The sequence below is a fragment of the Streptomyces sp. NPDC032940 genome (assembly GCF_040636935.1).
GTDB lineage: Bacteria > Actinomycetota > Actinomycetes > Streptomycetales > Streptomycetaceae > Streptomyces.
In genome coordinates this window covers 18302-34842 of sequence record NZ_JBEZVJ010000027.1, presented here as the reverse complement: position 1 = coordinate 34842, position 16541 = coordinate 18302, and the positions used below count along the sequence as shown (strand labels likewise).

At 71.4% G+C, this 16541-nt stretch carries 18 protein-coding genes; 11 read left to right on the top strand and 7 right to left on the bottom strand.

What is annotated here, in order from left to right; translation table 11 throughout:
* Positions 1-115: 115 nt before the first annotated feature.
* Entirely contained in the window at positions 116-1633 is a 1518-nt protein-coding gene (locus tag AB0E77_RS26800; protein WP_361575015.1) for a S8 family serine peptidase, read from the bottom strand.
* A 440-nt stretch (positions 1634-2073) separates the two neighbouring features.
* Here AB0E77_RS26800 and AB0E77_RS26795 point away from each other — a divergent pair, with 440 nt between their 5' ends.
* The 3 genes from AB0E77_RS26795 to moaA all read left to right on the top strand — a co-directional run bounded on the left by AB0E77_RS26795 (position 2074) and on the right by moaA (position 5208).
* On the top strand, positions 2074-2433 hold the full coding sequence (locus tag AB0E77_RS26795; RefSeq protein ID WP_361575012.1) for a DUF485 domain-containing protein: 360 nt from the start codon (positions 2074-2076) through the stop codon (positions 2431-2433).
* Entirely contained in the window at positions 2430-4064 is a 1635-nt protein-coding gene (locus tag AB0E77_RS26790) for a cation acetate symporter (RefSeq protein WP_361575009.1), read from the top strand. The genes AB0E77_RS26795 and AB0E77_RS26790 overlap by 4 nt, the downstream gene beginning before the upstream one ends.
* Before the next feature lie 154 nt (positions 4065-4218).
* Complete coding sequence (gene moaA / locus AB0E77_RS26785) at positions 4219-5208, top strand: GTP 3',8-cyclase MoaA (RefSeq protein ID WP_361575218.1); 990 nt, start codon at positions 4219-4221, stop codon at positions 5206-5208.
* Here moaA and AB0E77_RS26780 read toward each other — a convergent pair.
* Positions 5205-5423 (bottom strand): hypothetical protein, encoded by a 219-nt coding sequence (locus AB0E77_RS26780; protein ID WP_361575006.1) that lies wholly within the window; start codon positions 5421-5423, stop codon positions 5205-5207. The two genes, moaA and AB0E77_RS26780, sit on opposite strands and share 4 nt — an antisense overlap.
* Before the next feature lie 234 nt (positions 5424-5657).
* On the bottom strand, positions 5658-6056 hold the full coding sequence (locus AB0E77_RS26775) for a DUF3099 domain-containing protein (protein WP_361575003.1): 399 nt from the start codon (positions 6054-6056) through the stop codon (positions 5658-5660).
* Between the two features lie 260 nt (positions 6057-6316).
* On the opposite strand from AB0E77_RS26775, the gene AB0E77_RS26770 reads away from it, so the two are divergent.
* Positions 6317-6598 (top strand): GlsB/YeaQ/YmgE family stress response membrane protein, encoded by a 282-nt coding sequence (locus tag AB0E77_RS26770; protein WP_361575000.1) that lies wholly within the window; start codon positions 6317-6319, stop codon positions 6596-6598.
* Positions 6599-6665: 67 nt separating this feature from the next.
* On the opposite strand, the gene tyrS is transcribed toward AB0E77_RS26770, so the two are convergent.
* Genes tyrS through AB0E77_RS26755 form a run of 3 tightly spaced genes read right to left on the bottom strand, consistent with a single transcriptional unit; the run spans position 6666 to position 10892 of the window.
* Positions 6666-7934, bottom strand: a complete 1269-nt coding sequence (gene tyrS, locus AB0E77_RS26765) for a tyrosine--tRNA ligase (RefSeq protein WP_361574997.1) — start codon at positions 7932-7934, stop codon at positions 6666-6668.
* A gap of 43 nt (positions 7935-7977) precedes the next feature.
* Positions 7978-9372 carry a metallopeptidase TldD-related protein gene (locus AB0E77_RS26760; protein ID WP_361574994.1) on the bottom strand — a complete coding sequence of 465 codons (1395 nt, stop codon included), beginning with the start codon at positions 9370-9372 and terminating at the stop codon, positions 7978-7980.
* The gene (locus AB0E77_RS26755; protein WP_361574991.1) at positions 9369-10892 is read right to left on the bottom strand and encodes a TldD/PmbA family protein; all 1524 of its coding nucleotides are present in this window, start codon (positions 10890-10892) and stop codon (positions 9369-9371) included. The genes AB0E77_RS26760 and AB0E77_RS26755 overlap by 4 nt, the downstream gene beginning before the upstream one ends.
* 276 nt (positions 10893-11168) lie before the next feature.
* Between AB0E77_RS26755 and fabG the strand changes: the two genes are divergently transcribed.
* The 3 genes from fabG to AB0E77_RS26740 all read left to right on the top strand — a co-directional run bounded on the left by fabG (position 11169) and on the right by AB0E77_RS26740 (position 13162).
* Positions 11169-11873 (top strand): 3-oxoacyl-[acyl-carrier-protein] reductase, encoded by a 705-nt coding sequence (gene fabG / locus AB0E77_RS26750; protein ID WP_189228506.1) that lies wholly within the window; start codon positions 11169-11171, stop codon positions 11871-11873.
* Between the two features lie 5 nt (positions 11874-11878).
* Positions 11879-12646 carry an enoyl-ACP reductase FabI gene (fabI, locus tag AB0E77_RS26745; protein ID WP_361574988.1) on the top strand — a complete coding sequence of 256 codons (768 nt, stop codon included), beginning with the start codon at positions 11879-11881 and terminating at the stop codon, positions 12644-12646.
* Between the two features lie 162 nt (positions 12647-12808).
* Complete coding sequence (locus AB0E77_RS26740) at positions 12809-13162, top strand: hypothetical protein (protein ID WP_361574985.1); 354 nt, start codon at positions 12809-12811, stop codon at positions 13160-13162.
* Positions 13163-13170: 8 nt separating this feature from the next.
* Here the strand turns inward: AB0E77_RS26740 and AB0E77_RS26735 are convergent, their stop codons facing one another.
* Positions 13171-13866 carry a FadR/GntR family transcriptional regulator gene (locus AB0E77_RS26735; RefSeq protein WP_361574982.1) on the bottom strand — a complete coding sequence of 232 codons (696 nt, stop codon included), beginning with the start codon at positions 13864-13866 and terminating at the stop codon, positions 13171-13173.
* 70 nt (positions 13867-13936) lie between these two features.
* Here AB0E77_RS26735 and AB0E77_RS26730 point away from each other — a divergent pair, with 70 nt between their 5' ends.
* The 4 genes from AB0E77_RS26730 to AB0E77_RS26715 all read left to right on the top strand — a co-directional run bounded on the left by AB0E77_RS26730 (position 13937) and on the right by AB0E77_RS26715 (position 16494).
* Positions 13937-15310, top strand: a complete 1374-nt coding sequence (locus tag AB0E77_RS26730) for a CynX/NimT family MFS transporter (RefSeq protein ID WP_361574980.1) — start codon at positions 13937-13939, stop codon at positions 15308-15310.
* A 34-nt stretch (positions 15311-15344) separates the two neighbouring features.
* Positions 15345-15461: an SGM_5486 family transporter-associated protein gene (locus AB0E77_RS26725; RefSeq protein WP_361574978.1), complete on the top strand. Its 117-nt coding sequence runs from the start codon at positions 15345-15347 to the stop codon at positions 15459-15461.
* 184 nt (positions 15462-15645) lie between these two features.
* Complete coding sequence (locus AB0E77_RS26720; RefSeq protein ID WP_361574976.1) at positions 15646-15852, top strand: hypothetical protein; 207 nt, start codon at positions 15646-15648, stop codon at positions 15850-15852.
* A 123-nt stretch (positions 15853-15975) separates the two neighbouring features.
* Positions 15976-16494 carry a histidine phosphatase family protein gene (locus AB0E77_RS26715; protein ID WP_361574973.1) on the top strand — a complete coding sequence of 173 codons (519 nt, stop codon included), beginning with the start codon at positions 15976-15978 and terminating at the stop codon, positions 16492-16494.
* Positions 16495-16541: the final 47 nt, after the last annotated feature.

Sequence of the window (16541 nt, the reverse complement as noted above, 5' to 3'; positions counted from 1 at the left end):
CTTCACCAAGTCCCCAGTTCCGGGCAAGTTCCGGAAAACGACCGGCCGCGGGAAGGCGGACGGGGGCGGCCACCACGGCACCGCCCCCGCCACCCGCGTCCAGCGGCCTACCGGCCTACCGGCGCACCGCGTCCAGCGCGTCGGCCATGCCCCAGCCGTAGAAGCCGTTGCGGTTCTTCGACCCCTCGCACACCGCGTCCACCTTGCCGTCACCGTCGATGTCGTACGGCTTGGTGCACGGCGTGGCGTCGGCCTGCGCGTACAGCAGCGCCTTGACCATCGCCGGGGTGGCGTGCGGGTGCGTCGACTTGATCAGCGCGGCCACACCGGCGACGTGCGGCGACGCCATCGACGTACCGGCCATGTAGCCCCACTTGCCGCCGGGCAGCGTGCCCAGGATCAGACCGCTGGTCGCCGGCGGCGCCGGGGTCTGGTAGGCCGTCGAGTCGCCGCCGGGCGCGGCGATGTCGATGACGCCCAGGCCGTGGTTGGAGAAGGACGACTTCAGACCCTTGGCGCCGGTCGCCGCGACCGTGACGACACCCGGCAGCTGGGTCGGGATGTCGTAGCACTCCGACGGGTCGATCACCCGGTCACCGGGCGTGGAGTCGTTGGGAGAGGTCGGGTCGAGGATCTCGTCGGAGGCGAGGTCGTAGTTCTCGTTGCCGGCCGCGGCGACGTTGACCGCGCCCTTCTTCTCCGCGTAACGCGAGGCCCGCGAGACGGCCTCGACCAGCGCCTTCTGGTCCGGGTCGTTCTTGCAGTTGAAGTACCACGGGTCGGTGTAATAGCTGTTGTTGGTCACGTCGACGCCGTGCTCGGCCGCCCACATGAAGCCGCAGACCACGGCCTCGGTGTAGAAGAAGCCGTCCGGGTTGGACACCTTGATGCCCGCGACCTTCACGCCCGGCGCCACGCCGGTCATGCCGACGCCGTTCTTCGCGGCGGCGATCTCCCCGGCCACGTGCGTGCCGTGCGGGCTCTCCGCCGCGCTCGGCCGCCAGGCGCCGTCGGTGGTGTCCGGCTTGCCCGCCACACAGTTGACCGAGGCCCGCCGGTCGAAGTTCGGCGCGATGTCCGGGTGCGTGTCGTCGACGCCGGTGTCGATGACCGCGACGGTCACCTCGCTGCTGCCCAGCGACTTCTCGTGCGCCTTGTCCGCCTTGATGGCCGGCAGGTCCCACTGGAGGGGCTCCAGCGGGTCCTGTCCCTCGGCCGCCTCCGCGGCGGCGGCCTCCTGCGCGGTGAGCACCTTCGGCGCGCCGAGGTCGGTCGTCGCCGCCGAGGGCAGCGGCGCGGTGCGCGTCGCGCCGGCCGACTGCACGCCGCGCACCGAGCGCACGGTCTTCGCGAAGTCCGGGTTCGCCGAGTGGACGATGATCACGCCGATCCGGTCGTACGACGTCACGATCGTGCCGCCGGCCTTGGCTATCGCCCGCTTCACCTGCGCCGAAGGGCCGTGTCCCGGCTGGACGTTGACGACGTAGCTGAGCGAGCCGGCGTCGGCGGCGGCGACCGGGGCGGCCTCGGCCGCGGACGCCTGGATGTTGGGCAGGAAGGCGAGGGCCGTGGCCAGGGCCATGCCGGCCGGGATCGCGACGGCGCGGCGGTGACGGGAGTGAGGCGCTGTCATGTGCGAGGTCTCCAGTTCATGAGAGAGAAGGGAGGGACGAGCGGAGCGGGACGCTTCACCGCGCGCAGCGCGTCCCCGGCCCCGCGGGCCCCGACGGGAGGCCGGGCGACGCGGTCGGTGACAGCACGACCGGTACGGCGGGAGCGGGCCGCCGTCTGGAAGGCAGATGAATCATGGGGTCTCCACATCATCCGGAAACGAGACCGGCCCGAGACACAGGTGGTGCTCGGGCAGGTACATGACGCAGTGGTGCAGGGCGAAGCTATCTCCCGAAGTCCCTGGCCAGCAATGACTTCCCTCAAGTGACTTGGGAAAGTGCCACGGGTGTTGAACCGGGCCCCCTGGGGCGCCGTGTCGTTGGACAGGGAGCCCGAGCACGATCAGGCCCCCGTGAGAACACCGAGGTCCAAGCCGTCATGTCCGTCGTACGAGGAGACTCCGTGGCCACCGACGCACCGCCGCCCCCCTCGAAAGAGGAACACCGACTCCCGTCCCCCGAGGAGTTCTCCGAGGTGCAGCAGAGTGCGGAGTTCGCCGAACTGCGCCGCACCTTCCGCTCCTTCGCCTTCCCGCTGACGATCGCCTTCGTCGCCTGGTACCTGCTCTACGTGCTGCTGTCGAACTACGCCGGCGGCTTCATGGGCACCAAGCTCTTCGGCAACATCAACGTCGCGTTCGTCTTCGGCATCGCCCAGTTCGTCACCACGTTCCTCATCGCCTGGTGGTACTCGCGGCACGCCGCCGCGAAGCTCGACCCCAAGGCCGAGGCCATCAAGTCCCGGATGGAGGGCGGCGCATGAGCCCCGCACAGACCGTCTTCGCCGCCGAGCTGGCCGCCAACGAGGCCAGCGAGCACCGGCCGCTCATCATCACGCTCTTCTCCGTCTTCGTCGTCGCGACGCTGTTCATCACCGTCTGGGCCGGCCGCCAGACCAAGGACGCCGCGGACTTCTACGCGGGCGGCCGCCAGTTCAGCGCCTTCCAGAACGGCCTCGCCGTCTCCGGCGACTACATGTCGGCCGCGTCCTTCCTCGGCATCGCCGGCGCCATCGCCCTCTTCGGCTACGACGGCTTCCTGTACTCGATCGGCTTCCTCGTCGCCTGGCTGGTGGCCCTGCTCCTGGTGGCCGAGCCGCTGAGGAACTCCGGCCGCTACACGATGGGCGACGTCCTCGCGTACCGCATGCGCCAGCGCCCCGTGCGCACCGCCGCGGGCACCTCCACGATCGTCGTCTCGATCTTCTACCTGCTGGCCCAGATGGCCGGCGCGGGCGTCCTCGTCTCGCTGCTGCTCGGCATCACCTCCGACGCGGGCAAGATCCTCATCGTCGCCCTCGTCGGCGTCCTGATGATCGTCTACGTCACCATCGGCGGCATGAAGGGCACCACCTGGGTCCAGATGGTCAAGGCCGTGCTGCTGATCGGCGGCACCATCCTGATCACCTTCCTGGTGCTGCTGAAGTTCGACTTCAACATCTCCGACCTGCTCGGCAAGGCCGCCGAGAACAGCGGCGCGGGCTCCGCCTTCCTGGAGCCGGGCCTCCAGTACGGCGCGACCGGCACCTCCAAGCTGGACTTCATCTCCCTGGGCATCGCCCTGGTGCTCGGCACGGCCGGCCTGCCGCACATCCTGATCCGCTTCTACACCGTGCCCAACGCCAAGGCCGCCCGTAAGTCCGTGAACTGGGCGATCGGCATCATCGGCGCCTTCTACCTGATGACCATCGCCCTCGGCTTCGGAGCCGCGGCCCTCATCGGCAAGGACGAGATCATCGCGTCCAACCCGTCCGGCAACACGGCCGCGCCGCTGCTCGCGCTGCACGTCGGCGGCGTCGACTCGGCCTGGGGCGCGATCCTGCTCGCCACGATCTCGGCGGTGGCCTTCGCGACCATCCTCGCCGTCGTCGCCGGCCTCACCCTCGCCTCGTCCTCCTCCTTCGCGCACGACATCTACGCCAACGTGATCCGCAAGGGGCAGGCGACCGAGAAGGAGGAGATGAAGGCGGCCCGCTGGGCGACCGTCTTCATCGGCATCGTCTCCATCGCGCTCGGCGCCCTCGCCCGCGACCTGAACGTGGCCGGCCTGGTCGCCCTGGCCTTCGCGGTCGCGGCCTCCGCCAACCTGCCGACCATCCTGTACAGCCTGTTCTGGAAGCGGTTCACCACTCAGGGCGCGCTCTGGTCGATCTACGGCGGCCTGATCGTCGCCGTCGGCCTGGTGCTGTTCTCGCCCGTCGTCTCCGGCGACCCGAAGGCGATGTTCCCGGACGTCGACTTCGCCTGGTTCCCGCTGAAGAACCCGGGCATCATCTCCATCCCGTTCGGCTTCCTCATGGGCTGGCTCGGCACGGTCCTGTCGAAGGAGGAGCCCGACAAGGCGAAGTACGCGGAGCTCGAGGTCCGGTCGCTGACCGGCACGGGCGCCCACTGAGCCACACCGCGCGGCCCCGTCGTAGATCCCTACGACGGGGCCGCGCCGTACGTCGTAGGGATCGCGCCGATGTCGTTGTCGGCGCGGTCACGTAGGCTCGCAGGTGTCGGAGGTGAGAAACGCTCCGCCGATCCGCGTCGAGGAGGGGGCACCCGTGCTCATCGACACCTACGGCCGAGTGGCCACCGACCTGAGGGTCTCGCTGACCGACCGCTGCAATCTGCGCTGCACGTACTGCATGCCGGAAGAGGGCCTGCAGTGGCTGGCCAAGCCCGACCTGCTCACGGACGACGAGATCGTCCGCCTGATCGACATCGCGGTCACCTCCCTCGGCATCGAGGAGGTCCGCTTCACCGGCGGGGAGCCGCTGCTGCGGCCCGGCCTGGTCGGCATCGTCGAGCGCGTCGCCGCGCTCTCGCCGCGCCCCCAGATGTCCCTCACCACCAACGGCATCGGCCTCCGGCGCACGGCGACGGCCCTGAAGGCCGCGGGCCTGGACCGGGTCAACGTCTCCCTGGACACCCTGCGCCCGGACGTCTTCAAGACCCTCACCCGCCGGGACCGCCACAAGGACGTCCTGGAGGGCCTGGCGGCCGCCCGCGAGGCCGGTCTGACCCCGGTGAAGGTCAACTCGGTCCTCATGCCGGGCCTCAATGACGACGAGGCCCCCGACCTGCTGGCCTGGGCCGTCGAGCACGACTACGAGCTGCGCTTCATCGAGCAGATGCCCCTGGACGCCCAGCACGGCTGGAAGCGCGAGGGCATGGTCACCGCCGGTGACATCCTGGCCTCCCTGCGCACCCGCTTCGAGCTGACCGCCGAGGGCTCCGAGCAGCGCGGCTCGGCGCCCGCCGAGCGCTGGCTGGTGGACGGCGGACCGCACCGCGTCGGCGTCATCGCCTCCGTCACCCGCCCGTTCTGCTCGGCCTGCGACCGCACCCGCCTGACCGCCGACGGCCAGGTGCGCACCTGCCTGTTCGCCACCGAGGAGACGGACCTGCGCGCCGCCCTGCGCTCCGACGCCCCGGACGAGGAGATCGCCCGCATCTGGCGGCTGGCCATGTGGGGCAAGAAGGCGGGCGCGGGCCTCGACGACCCGACCTTCGTCCAGCCCGACCGGCCGATGTCGGCGATCGGGGGCTAGCTCTCGGTCGCCTGCCAGTCCTCGAAGCGGGCGACGTCCTTCAGGAAGCCCCGCACCCCGAGGAACTGGGACAGGTGCTCACGGTGCTCCTCGCAGGCGAGCCACGTCTTGCGGCGCTCCGGCGTGTGGACCTTCGGGTTGTTCCAGACCAGCACCCACACGGCGGCACTGCGGCAGCCCTTGGCGGAGCAGATCGGGGTCGACTCGTCACTCACAGGTTCGTCTCACAACTCACGGAAAAAGGCGACGCCGAGCAGCCACGGGGGGAGCTGCCCGGCGTCGGTCCGTCGCTCCGACGGGGGATGCGGAGCGCGTACGAAGTATGTCACGGGTCACCCTCCACCCGGCACCGGAACAACATGATTGATCTGAGCTCTTCTTGAGCCTGGCGTGGAATCGACGCCCGCCCCGGGCGGCCTCCGGGCGCCCGGACACGGCCTCCCCAGTGGTCAGGAGCGGCCGTCCGGCTCCCCGGCCGAGCCTGCCCCCGGACCCGACGCCGCGTCTTCCGGGACGGATTCCGCACGGCCCTCGTCCGCCCGCGGGGCAGTGATCATCGGCCGGGACGGCATCGTCACGAAGGTCGACGGCAACGACGGCGCGTTCTCCCGACCCGCGTTCGCGATCACCACCGCGACGTAGGGCAGAACCGCGCCGAGGACCAGCGCCACGATCGCGACGTGCCGTTCCACGTTCCACAGGCAGGCCGCGAGGATGACCGAAACCGTGCGCACCGACATCGAGATGATGTACCGGCGCTGCCGCCCGCGCACGTCCTCCTGGAGACCCGTACGGGCCCCGGTGATCCGGAAGACCTCCGTGTCCTGCCCGCCGCCCAGCTTCCGCATCACGTTCCACCAACCGCCCGCATCGGTCTCTCCCCGCCCCGCTCGTGTCCGTGGCCGCTCGGGGAGCCCGGTCCCGGACGACTCCACGTTACGCCGCGTCCGCGCCCGTCACGAGACCGGGGCGCCGCCGTCCAGCGCGCCCGGGATGCGCCGCGCCACGTAGGCGGACGCCCCGTTCGGCCGTACCCGGAGTGCGCCGTTCGCGGTACGGCCGAAGACTGGCGGCAATGCTCGTGTAGAGCCGTACGAGGGAGGCAGCCATGGGCTGGTTGTGGGCGATCATCGTCGGATTCGTGCTCGGTCTGATCGCCAAGGCGATCATTCCGGGGAAGCAGCACAGCCCGCTGTGGCTGACCACCATCTTCGGCATGCTCGGAGCCATCGCCGGCAACGCGATCGCCCGCGGCGTCGGCGTCGAGGCGACCTCCGGCATCGACTGGTGGCGGCACCTGTTCCAGCTCGTCGCCGCGATCATCATCGTCGCCGTCGGTGACGCCGCCTACATGGCCGTACGGGGCAACAGGCGGCGGGAACGCGCCTGACGCCGTACGGCGAAGGGGCGGCCCACGGTCGCCGCGAGGCACCGCGAACCGCCCCTCGGGCGCGTGCTCAGGCGCCGGTGACCTCCACCGCGGCCAGGTTCTTCTTGCCGCGGCGCAGCACCAGCCAGCGCCCGTGCAGCAGGTCCTCCACGGCGGGGACGGCGTCCTCGCCGGAGACCTTGACGTTGTTCACGTAGGCGCCGCCCTCCTTGACCGTGCGGCGCGCGGCGGACTTGCTCGCCACCAGGCCGACCTCGGCGAACAGGTCCACGACCGGGGCCGGCTCGGCGACCTGCACGTGCGGCACCTCGGAGAGGGCAGCGGCCAGCGTCCGCTCGTCCAGCTCGGTCAGGTCGCCCTGGCCGAAGAGGGCCTTGGACGCGGCGATCACCGCGGCCGTCTGGTCGGCGCCGTGCACCAGCGTCGTCAGCTCCTCCGCCAGCGCGCGCTGCGCGGCCCGGGCCTGCGGACGCTCCGCGGTCTGCCTCTCCAGCTCCTCCAGCTCCTCGCGGGACCTGAAGGACAGGATCCGCATGTAGCCCGAGATGTCCCGGTCGTCCGCGTTCAGCCAGAACTGGTAGAACGCGTACGGCGTCGTCATCTCCGGGTCCAGCCAGACCGCGCCGCCCTCGGTCTTGCCGAACTTGGTGCCGTCCGCCTTGGTCATCAGCGGGGTCGCCAGCGCGTGCACCTGGGCCTGCGGCTCCAGCCGGTGGATCAGGTCCAGGCCCGCCGTGAGGTTGCCCCACTGGTCGCTGCCGCCCTGCTGGAGCGTGCAGCCGTGCCGCCGGTACAGCTCCAGGAAGTCCATGCCCTGCAGCAGCTGGTAGCTGAACTCCGTGTAGCTGATGCCCTCGGAGGACTCCAGCCGCCGCGCGACCGAGTCCTTCGTCAGCATCTTGTTGACGCGGAAGTGCTTGCCGATGTCGCGCAGGAACTCGATGGCCGACATGCCGGCCGTCCAGTCCAGGTTGTTCACCATCGTCGCGGCGTTGTCGCCCTCGAAGGACAGGAACGGCTCGATCTGCCCGCGCAGCCGGGTCACCCAGTTCGCGACCGTCTCCGGGTCGTTCAGCGTGCGCTCCGCCGTCGGGCGGGGGTCGCCGATCTGGCCCGTGGCACCGCCGACCAGGGCCAGCGGGCGCAGGCCCGCCTGCTGGAGCCGGCGCATGGTGAGCACCTGCACCAGGTGGCCGACGTGCAGGCTGGCCGCGGTCGGGTCGAAGCCGCAATAGAACGTGACGGGACCGTCCGCGAGCGCCTTGCGCAAGGCGTCCTCGTCGGTGGACAGGGCGATCACGCCGCGCCACTTCAGCTCGTCGACGATGTCCGTCACGGTTCTCTTGTCTCCTAAGGTGGGCTCGGAATCAGGTACGAGGTTATACGCCCCGGCTGACGGAGCTCATATTGAAGTCCGGCACCCGCAGCGCGGGCATCGCGGCCCTGGTGAACCAGTCGCCCCACTCCCTGGGCAGCGTCTTCTCCGTGCGCCCGGCCTCCGCGGCCCGGCCCAGCAGCGAGACCGGCGACTCGTTGAAGCGGAAGTTGTTCACCTCGCCGACGACCTCGCCGTCCTCCACGAGATAGACGCCGTCCCGGGTCAGGCCGGTCAGCAGCAGCGTCGCCGGGTCGACCTCGCGGATGTACCACAGGCAGGTCAGCAGCAGCCCACGCCCGGTGCCGGCGACCATCTCCTCCAGCGAGCTCTCACCGCCGCCCTCCAGGACGAGGTTGTCGGCCGCCGGGGCCACCGGCAGCCCGGTCAGGGCGGCGCTGTGCCGGGTGGTGGTCAGCCGGTTCAGCTCGCCCGCGCGGATCCACTCCGTCGCCGCCACCGGCAGCCCGTTGTCGAACACCGACTGGTCGCCGCCCGAGGAGTGCGCGATCACGAACGGCGCGCTCTCCAGACCCGGCTCGTGCGGGTCGCTGCGCAGCGTCAGCGGCAGCTGGCCGAGCCGCTCCCCGACGCGGGTGCCGCCGCCCGGCGTGGAGAACACGGTGCGGCCCTCCACCGCGTCCCGGCCCGAGGAGGACCACAGCTGGTAGATCAGCAGGTCCGCCACCGCGGTCGGCGGCAGCAGCGTCTCGTAGCGGCCCGCGGGCAGCTCCACCCGCCGCTCGGCCCAGCCGAGCCGTACGGCCAGCTCGGCGTCGAGCGCCGCCGGGTCGACGTCCTTGAAGTCCCGTGTGGAACGCCCCGCCCACGCCGACCGGGTCCGGTCCGGCGACTTGGCGTTCAGCTCCAGCGTCCCGGTCGGCTGGTCGTGCCGCAGCCGCAGACCCGTGGACGTGCCCAGGTACGTCGACGTCAGCTCGTGACGCGCGAAGCCGTACAGTTCCCGCCCGCCCGCACGCGCGCGGGCGAACGCCTCACCCAGGGCGGGCGCGAAGTCGGCGAACACGGCCGACGACGTCTCGGCGGGCGCGTCCGTGAAGTCGGGCGCCGCCGGCACGCCCGTGACCAGCGGCTGCGCGTCCTCGGCGGGCCCTGCGCCGCGCGCGGCGGCCTCGGCGGCCCGCACCAGCGGCTCCAGCTCGTCCACGGTCACCGCCGAGCGCGACACCACACCGGACGCCGTGCCCTGCCGCCCGTCGACGGTCGCGACGACGGTGAGCGTGCGCCCGCGCGTGACGCCGTTGGTGGTGAGCGCGTTGCCCGCCCAGCGCAGGTTGGCGGTGGACTCCTCGTCGGCGATGACCACGCAGCCGTCGGCTTGGGACAGCTCCAGCGCCCGCTCGACGATCTCGTGCGGCTTGTTGGTACGCGCGCTCATCGACCGGCCTCCTGCGTCGTATTGAGAATGCTGACTCCCTTGAAGAGGGCCGACGGGCACCCGTGCGAGACGGCCGCGACCTGGCCCGGCTGGGCCTTGCCGCAGTTGAACGCGCCGCCCAGGACGTAGGTCTGCGGACCGCCGACGGCCGCCATCGACCCCCAGAAGTCGGTGGTCGTCGCCTGGTACGCCACGTCCCGCAGCTGCCCGGCGAGCCGCCCGTTCTCGATGCGGAAGAACCGCTGCCCGGTGAACTGGAAGTTGTAGCGCTGCATGTCGATCGACCAGGACCGGTCCCCGACGACGTAGATGCCCCGGTCCACGCCCCCGATCAGATCCTCCGTCGACAGCCCGCCCGGATCCGGTCGCAGCGACACGTTGGCCATGCGCTGCACCGGCACATGGGCGGGGGAGTCCGCGTAGGCGCACCCGTTGGACCGCTCGAAGCCGGTCAGTCTCGCGATCCGCCGGTCGAGCTGGTAGCCGACCAGCGTGCCGTCCCTGACCAGGTCCCAGGACTGGCCGTCGACGCCCTCGTCGTCGTACCCGACCGTCGCCAGCCCGTGCTCGGCGGTGCGGTCGCCGGTGACGTTCATCAGCTCCGAGCCGTAGCGCAGCTTGCCGAGCTGGTCGAAGGTGGCGAAGGAGGTGCCTGCGTAGGCGGCCTCGTAACCGAGGGCGCGGTCCAGCTCCGTGGCGTGGCCGATGGACTCGTGGATCGTCAGCCACAGGTTGGACGGGTCGACGACCAGGTCGTACAGGCCCGGGTCCACGCTCGGCGCACGCATCTTCTCGGCCAGCAGCCCGGGGATCTCGGCCAGCTCGGCGTCCCAGTCCCAGCCGGTGCCCGTCAGGTACTCCCAGCCGCGCCCGGCCGGCGGCGCCAGCGTGCGCATGGAGTCGAACTCGCCGCTGGAGTCGTCCACCGACACGGCCGTGAGCACCGGGTGCAGCCGCACGCGCTGCTGCGTGGTCACGGTCCCGGCGCTGTCGGCGTAGAACTTGTTCTCGTGCACGGTGAGCAGCGAGGCGTCGACGTGGTCGACCCCGTCGGCCGCCAGCAGCCGCGCGCTCCAGTCGGCCAGCAGGGCCGCCTTCTCCTCGCCGGGCACGGTGAAGGGGTCGATCTCGTACGACGAGATCCAGGTCTTGTCGGCGTGCACGGGCTCGTCGGCCAGCTCGACCCGCTCATCGGACCCGGCCGCCTTGATGACCTGCGCGGACAGCTTGGCCATCGCCACCGCCTGCGAGGCGACCCTGGCGGCGGCGTCGAGCGTGAGGTCCACACCGGACGCGAAACCCCACGTCCCGCCGTGCACCACACGCACCGCGTACCCGAGGTCGGTGGTGTCCGAGGACCCGGCGGGCCTGGCGTCCCGCAGCCGCCACGAGGCGTTGCGCACCCGCTCCAGCCGGAAGTCCGCGTGCTCGGCACCCAGCGACCGCGCACGGGCGAGCGCGGCGTCGGCGAGGGCGCGTAGGGGGAGTGCCGTGAAGGCTTCGTCGATGCTGTGAGGCACCTGCGTCTCTTTCTGTCGACGTGACCGGTCGTCCGCGGCGATACCGGGGGCCGCGTCCGCATCATGTCGCGTCGGCGGGGACGGGGACCACACCTTTCCGTCCCCGGGCGGTGCCTTTCTGTAGGGATCCGACAGTGAGTGCGGTGAGCCACTGTGGGTGCCCGATTCCCCGCGCGCGGGCGCCGACCGATAGGTTTTCGAGGAAGCCGCCTGTCATCGCCGCCCGTCGATCCGGGTGTCGGGCGGCCACCAGACCGCAACTGAAAGGGTGATCCGTTGAGCCGCTCGGTTCTCGTCACCGGAGGCAACCGGGGCATCGGCCTCGCCATCGCCCGCGCTTTCGCCGACGCCGGCGACAAGGTCGCGATCACGTACCGCTCGGGTGAGCCGCCGGAGGGCTTCCTCGCCGTCAAGTGCGACATCACCGACAGCGAGCAGGTGGAGCAGGCCTACAAGGAGATCGAGGAAGCGCACGGCACCGTCGAGGTCCTGGTCGCCAACGCCGGCGTCACCAAGGACCAGCTGCTGATGCGCATGTCCGAGGAGGACTTCACCTCCGTCCTCGACACCAACCTCACCGGCACCTTCAGGGTCGTCAAGCGCGCCAACCGCGGCATGCTGCGCGCCAAGAAGGGCCGCGTCGTGCTGATCTCGTCGGTGGTCGGACTGCTCGGCTCCGCGGGGCAGGCGAACTACGCCGCCTCCAAGGCCGGCCTGGTCGGCTTCGCCCGGTCCCTCGCCCGCGAGCTGGGGTCGCGCAACATCACCTTCAACGTCGTCGCGCCCGGCTTCGTCGACACCGACATGACCAAGGTGCTCACCGACGAGCAGCGGGCGGGCATCGTGTCGCAGGTGCCGCTCGGCCGGTACGCGCAGCCGGAGGAGATCGCCGCGACGGTGCGGTTCCTCGCCTCGGACGACGCGTCGTACATCACTGGAGCCGTCATCCCCGTTGACGGCGGACTGGGAATGGGTCACTGAACACCATGAGCGGAATCCTCGAGGGCAAGCGCGTCCTGATCACCGGTGTGCTGATGGAGTCCTCCATCGCCTTCCACACCGCCAAGCTGGCCCAGGAGCAGGGCGCCGAGATCATCCTGACCGCGTTCCCGCGGCCCACGCTGACCGAGCGCATCGCGAAGAAGCTGCCCAATCCCACCAAGGTCATCGAGCTCGACGTCACCAACGACGAGCACCTCGGCCGCCTGGCCGACGTCGTCGGCGAGGAGCTCGGCGGCCTGGACGGCGTCGTGCACTCCATCGGCTTCGCGCCGCAGGACGCGCTCGGCGGCAACTTCCTGAACACGCCGTTCGAGTCGGTCGCCACCGCCATGCACGTCTCGGCGTACTCCCTGAAGTCGCTGACCATGGCCTGCCTGCCGCTGATGCAGAACGGCGGCTCGGTCGTCGGCCTCACCTTCGACGCCCAGTACGCCTGGCCGCAGTACGACTGGATGGGCCCGGCCAAGGCCGCCCTGGAGGCCACCAGCCGCTACATGGCCCGCGACCTGGGCAAGCAGAACATCCGCTGCAACCTCATCTCGGCCGGTCCGATCGGCTCCATGGCCGCCAAGTCGATCCCGGGCTTCGGCGAGCTGGCCTCCGTGTGGGACAACCGCTCGCCGCTGGAGTGGGACCTGAAGGACCCCGAGCCGGCCGGCCGCGGTGTCGTCGCCCTGCTGAGCGACTGGTTCCCGAAGACCACGGGCGAGATCATCCACGTCGACGGCGGTCTGCACGCCATCGGTGCCTGACCGAGCGCCCTCGAAGGGCCCGCGTCCCGCCGGGGGCGCGGGCCCTTCGCGTCGTCACCCGTCCGGCCGAACCGGCCGGGCGGCGGAGCGGGCGGCGACGCACGCTGAAGGACGAGTTCCCCACGCGCTTTTCCTCCCCAGCACGGCCGAGGAGGTCCTCTTGTGCGTCCACTCCACCGCCGCCTGGCCTCAGCGACCGTCGCCCTCGCCTGCGTGCTGTTCCCGCCGTGCGAAGCGCTGTCCCACGCGCGCGTGCCCGACCGCGACGCCGCGCCCGCCGAGCTGTTCGGCGCCACGTGCCGGATCCGCGTCGACGGCTCCGGCGTGACCGCCCACTGCCACAACCCGTACCCGGACACCGACGAGGTGCGCCTGCACATCGAGTGCGCCCGCTGGTGGGACCTCGACAGCGACGGCCCGCCCGCCGAGGCGGGGCCCGCGCGGACCGTACGGCTGGACGGGCGGTGCTGGAAGGACGTGGAGAGTGCGTGGGTCAGTCATCGGCGAGCCGGCTGACGTCCCCGTCAGGCGGGTGAGCCCGGGCTCCCGAGGCGGCCCGGGCGGCACAGGAACGGGTAGCCAGCCGCCTCCCGGCCCGCCGTCTCCGCGTCCGACGCGCGGATCGCGTCGACCAGCCGCGTGTGGTCCATGTGCGACTCCGGCGTCAGCTCGCTGCCCACGTCCTCGCGCAGCCAGTCCCGCATCACCTCGCCGAGGTCCGCGTACATCGCGGTCATCACGTCGTTGTGCGAGGCCGCCACGACGGCCAGGTGGAAGGTCGCGTCCGCCGCGACGAACGCCTCCGCGTCGCCCGACTCCCACGCCTCCTCCCGGCGCACCAGGAGCGCGTCGAGCTGCTTGAGGTCCTTCTCCGTGCGCCGCTCGGCCGCGAGCCGGGCCGCCGACGACTCCAGCGTGGAGCGCAGCTCGGCGATGTGCCGGGGGTCGGCGTCGGCGAAGCGGCGGTGCATCACGCCCGCCAGCTCGCTGGTCGCCACGACGTACGTGCCGGACCCCTGGCGGATGTCCAGCAGCCCGTTGTGGGCCAGGGCGCGGACCGCCTCGCGGACCGTGTTCCGGGCGACACCGAGCTGCTCGACCAGCTCGGGCTCCGTCGGGATACGGGAGCCGACCGGCCACTCGCCCGAGGCGATCTGCTGTCGCAACGCCGTGATGACCTGCTCGGACAGGGCCGAACGACGGGGATGGCTCAGGGGCATGGCTCACCTTCGCACACGGATCCCACGGCGTGGACGGCCGCAGGTGGACAACCAATCATCCCATGATTCTATGATGGGTCTCATGGCTAGTGAGGAAACCCGGACGCTGAACTCCACGACCGTCGGCGAGTCGGCACCACGCGACGCCCGGGAACCCGGCTCCACGGGACCCGGACGGACCTCGGCGCGCGCGTGGACCCCGTGGACGACACGCCTGCTCGTGCTCGGCATCATCCTCGCCGCGCTCAATCTGCGACCGGCCATCACCAGCCTGGGCGCCCTCCTGGAGGAGGTCCGCGACGGGCTCGGGATGAGCGGCAGCGTGGCGGGACTGCTCACCTCGGTCCCGCCGCTCTGCTTCGCCGTCTTCGGGGTCACCGCCCCGCGCCTCGCCCGCCGCTTCGGGCCCGGCGCGGTGGTCTGCGCGGGCATGGTCGCCATCGCCGCGGGCCTGCTGATACGTCCGTACGCCGGCGGGACGGCCGGCTTCCTGGCCGCCAGCGCCCTCGCGCTCATGGGCATCGCGGTCAGCAACGTCCTGATGCCGGTCATCGTCAAGCGCTTCTTCCCCGACCGGGTCGGCTCCATGACCGGCCTGTACTCGATGGCCCTCGCCTTCGGCACCTCGATCGCCGCCGCGGCGACCGTGCCCGTCACCGACGCACTGGGCGGGGACTGGCAGCCGGGCCTCGCCGTGTGGGCCGCGCTGGCGGCGGCGGCCGTCCTGCCGTGGATCCCGTTCGTACGCGACCGGCAGGCGCCCTCCGCCCAGGAGACCCCCGCCGAGACCGCCCCCGCGGACACGGACACGCCGGCCGAGCGGCCCGCCCTGCGGATCACCCGCAGCCGTACCGCCTGGGCGCTCGCCGTCTTCTTCGGCCTCCAGGCCACCGCCGCCTACGTCACCATGGGCTGGGCCGCGCAGATCTTCCGGGACGCGGGAGTGTCCGCCGGCACCGCCGGTCTGCTGCTGGCCGTCATCATGGTGATGGGCGTGCCGCTGGCCTTCGTCATCCCGCGCGTCGCCACCCGCCTGCCCCAGCAGGGTCCCATCGTGGTCGTCCTCGGCGTGTGCGGCCTCGCCGGATACGCCGGGCTGTACCTCGCCCCGGCCGGCGGCGCCTGGGTCTGGGCGCTGCTGCTCGGCGTCTCCAACTGCGCCTTCCCGCTCGCCCTGACCATGGTCGGGATGCGCGCCAGGACGGGCGCGGGCGTCGCCCAGCTGTCCGCGTTCGCGCAGAGCACCGGCTACCTGATCTCCATCCCGGGACCGCTCCTGGTGGGCGTGCTCTACCAGCACAGCGGCGGCTGGGGCCTGCCGATCGCGCTGATGAGCGCCCTCATGGTGCCGCAGATGATCGTCGGCGTCCTCGCGGGGCGCGACCGCACCGTGGAGGACGAAGCGGCGGGGGAGACGGCGGCGGAAGTGGCGACGGGCCGCTGACCCCGGTCCGGGAGCGGGATGGGAGACTGGCACCATGCCAGTCCTGGACCCGAACCCCCAGAACAGCCAGAAGAAGATGCTGCTCGTCTTCGGCGCCATCCTCGCGATCTTCGTGATCATCGGCATCATCGCGACGATCGCCTCGCCGTGACCGTGACCGTGATCGGCCCGGGGGTGGGGTTAACCCCCGGTCCCCTAGGGGGCGGGGGTCAGGGTCAAGTGGGTGGACCTCCGGATGGGCCGGACCCCTCGGATTCCGTAGCTTCGACACGTGACCGCGACAGGCGGTTCGCGGAGCACGGACCAGGGACGTCCGAAGACCAGCGGAGGCACTCATGCCGGCCCCTACGCACACCCGGCCCCACCCGGCGCCCCGGGGCCGCGTCGAGATGCGGCTGCCCTGGTGGGCGCTGGCCCTGCCCGCACTCGCCTTCGTCACGCTGCTCCTGCTGGTGCTCAACCCCGCCGACGCCCACGCGGCCGGCGGCGAGCCGGCCCTCGCACACCTCCTGGAGCGGATGCAGCATCTGACCGCCCGCTGACCCCGTACGCGGGTCCCGGTCACGGGACCGGCCGACGGTCGCCTCCCGGTCGTGCGTTCCCCCGGTGAATCCGCATGTCAACTCCCTGCGCCCTGTGGCCTGTTTCATGCGAAGCTGGATTCCATGAGCGTCGCAGAATCCCGCAGGATCATCCTCTTCCGGCATGCGAAAGCCGACTGGCCACAGGTGTCCGACCATGAGCGGCCGCTCGCCGACCGAGGCCGCAAGGAGGCCGCCGAGGCCGGACGCAGGCTCGCCGACACCGGTATCCCCGTCGACCAGGCCCTGTGCTCCACCGCCGTGCGGACCCGCGACACCTGGAAGCTCGCCGTCGCGGAGTTCCCGCACCGGCCGAAAACCGTCTACGAGGAGCGGATCTACGAGGCCTCGCCCGGCGAGCTGATCGCCCTGCTCAACGAGACCCCGGACGATCTGCGGAACGTGCTGGTCATCGGTCACAACCCGGGCATGGAGGGGCTCACCGAGATCCTGGCCGGCTCCGCCGAGGGCGACGTCCGTGAGCGGATGGGCCGCCGCGGCTTCCCGGCCGCCGCCTTCGCCGTCCTGACCTTCACCGGCTCCTGGAAGAGCGTGGAACCGGGCGTGGCCTCGCTGGTCGACTACTGGGCACCGACCGACTGACCCGGCACGACCCGACGCGGCAGGGGCCCGGCACCCGTGCGGTCCGG

What these genes read in the sequence shown, in the direction of transcription:
- AB0E77_RS26800 (WP_361575015.1), bottom strand. Translation starts at nt 1,633, where the DNA reads ATGACAGCGCCTCACTCCCGTCACCGCCGCGCCGTCGCGATCCCGGCC.
- AB0E77_RS26790 (WP_361575009.1), top strand. Translation starts at nt 2,430, where the DNA reads ATGAGCCCCGCACAGACCGTCTTCGCCGCCGAGCTGGCCGCCAACGAG.
- AB0E77_RS26775 (WP_361575003.1), bottom strand. Translation starts at nt 6,056, where the DNA reads ATGCGGAAGCTGGGCGGCGGGCAGGACACGGAGGTCTTCCGGATCACC.
- AB0E77_RS26770 (WP_361575000.1), top strand. Translation starts at nt 6,317, where the DNA reads ATGGGCTGGTTGTGGGCGATCATCGTCGGATTCGTGCTCGGTCTGATC.
- AB0E77_RS26760 (WP_361574994.1), bottom strand. Translation starts at nt 9,372, where the DNA reads ATGAGCGCGCGTACCAACAAGCCGCACGAGATCGTCGAGCGGGCGCTG.
- fabI (WP_361574988.1), top strand. Translation starts at nt 11,879, where the DNA reads ATGAGCGGAATCCTCGAGGGCAAGCGCGTCCTGATCACCGGTGTGCTG.
- AB0E77_RS26735 (WP_361574982.1), bottom strand. Translation starts at nt 13,866, where the DNA reads ATGCCCCTGAGCCATCCCCGTCGTTCGGCCCTGTCCGAGCAGGTCATC.
- AB0E77_RS26730 (WP_361574980.1), top strand. Translation starts at nt 13,937, where the DNA reads ATGATGGGTCTCATGGCTAGTGAGGAAACCCGGACGCTGAACTCCACG.
- AB0E77_RS26725 (WP_361574978.1), top strand. Translation starts at nt 15,345, where the DNA reads ATGCCAGTCCTGGACCCGAACCCCCAGAACAGCCAGAAGAAGATGCTG.
- AB0E77_RS26720 (WP_361574976.1), top strand. Translation starts at nt 15,646, where the DNA reads ATGCCGGCCCCTACGCACACCCGGCCCCACCCGGCGCCCCGGGGCCGC.
- AB0E77_RS26715 (WP_361574973.1), top strand. Translation starts at nt 15,976, where the DNA reads ATGAGCGTCGCAGAATCCCGCAGGATCATCCTCTTCCGGCATGCGAAA.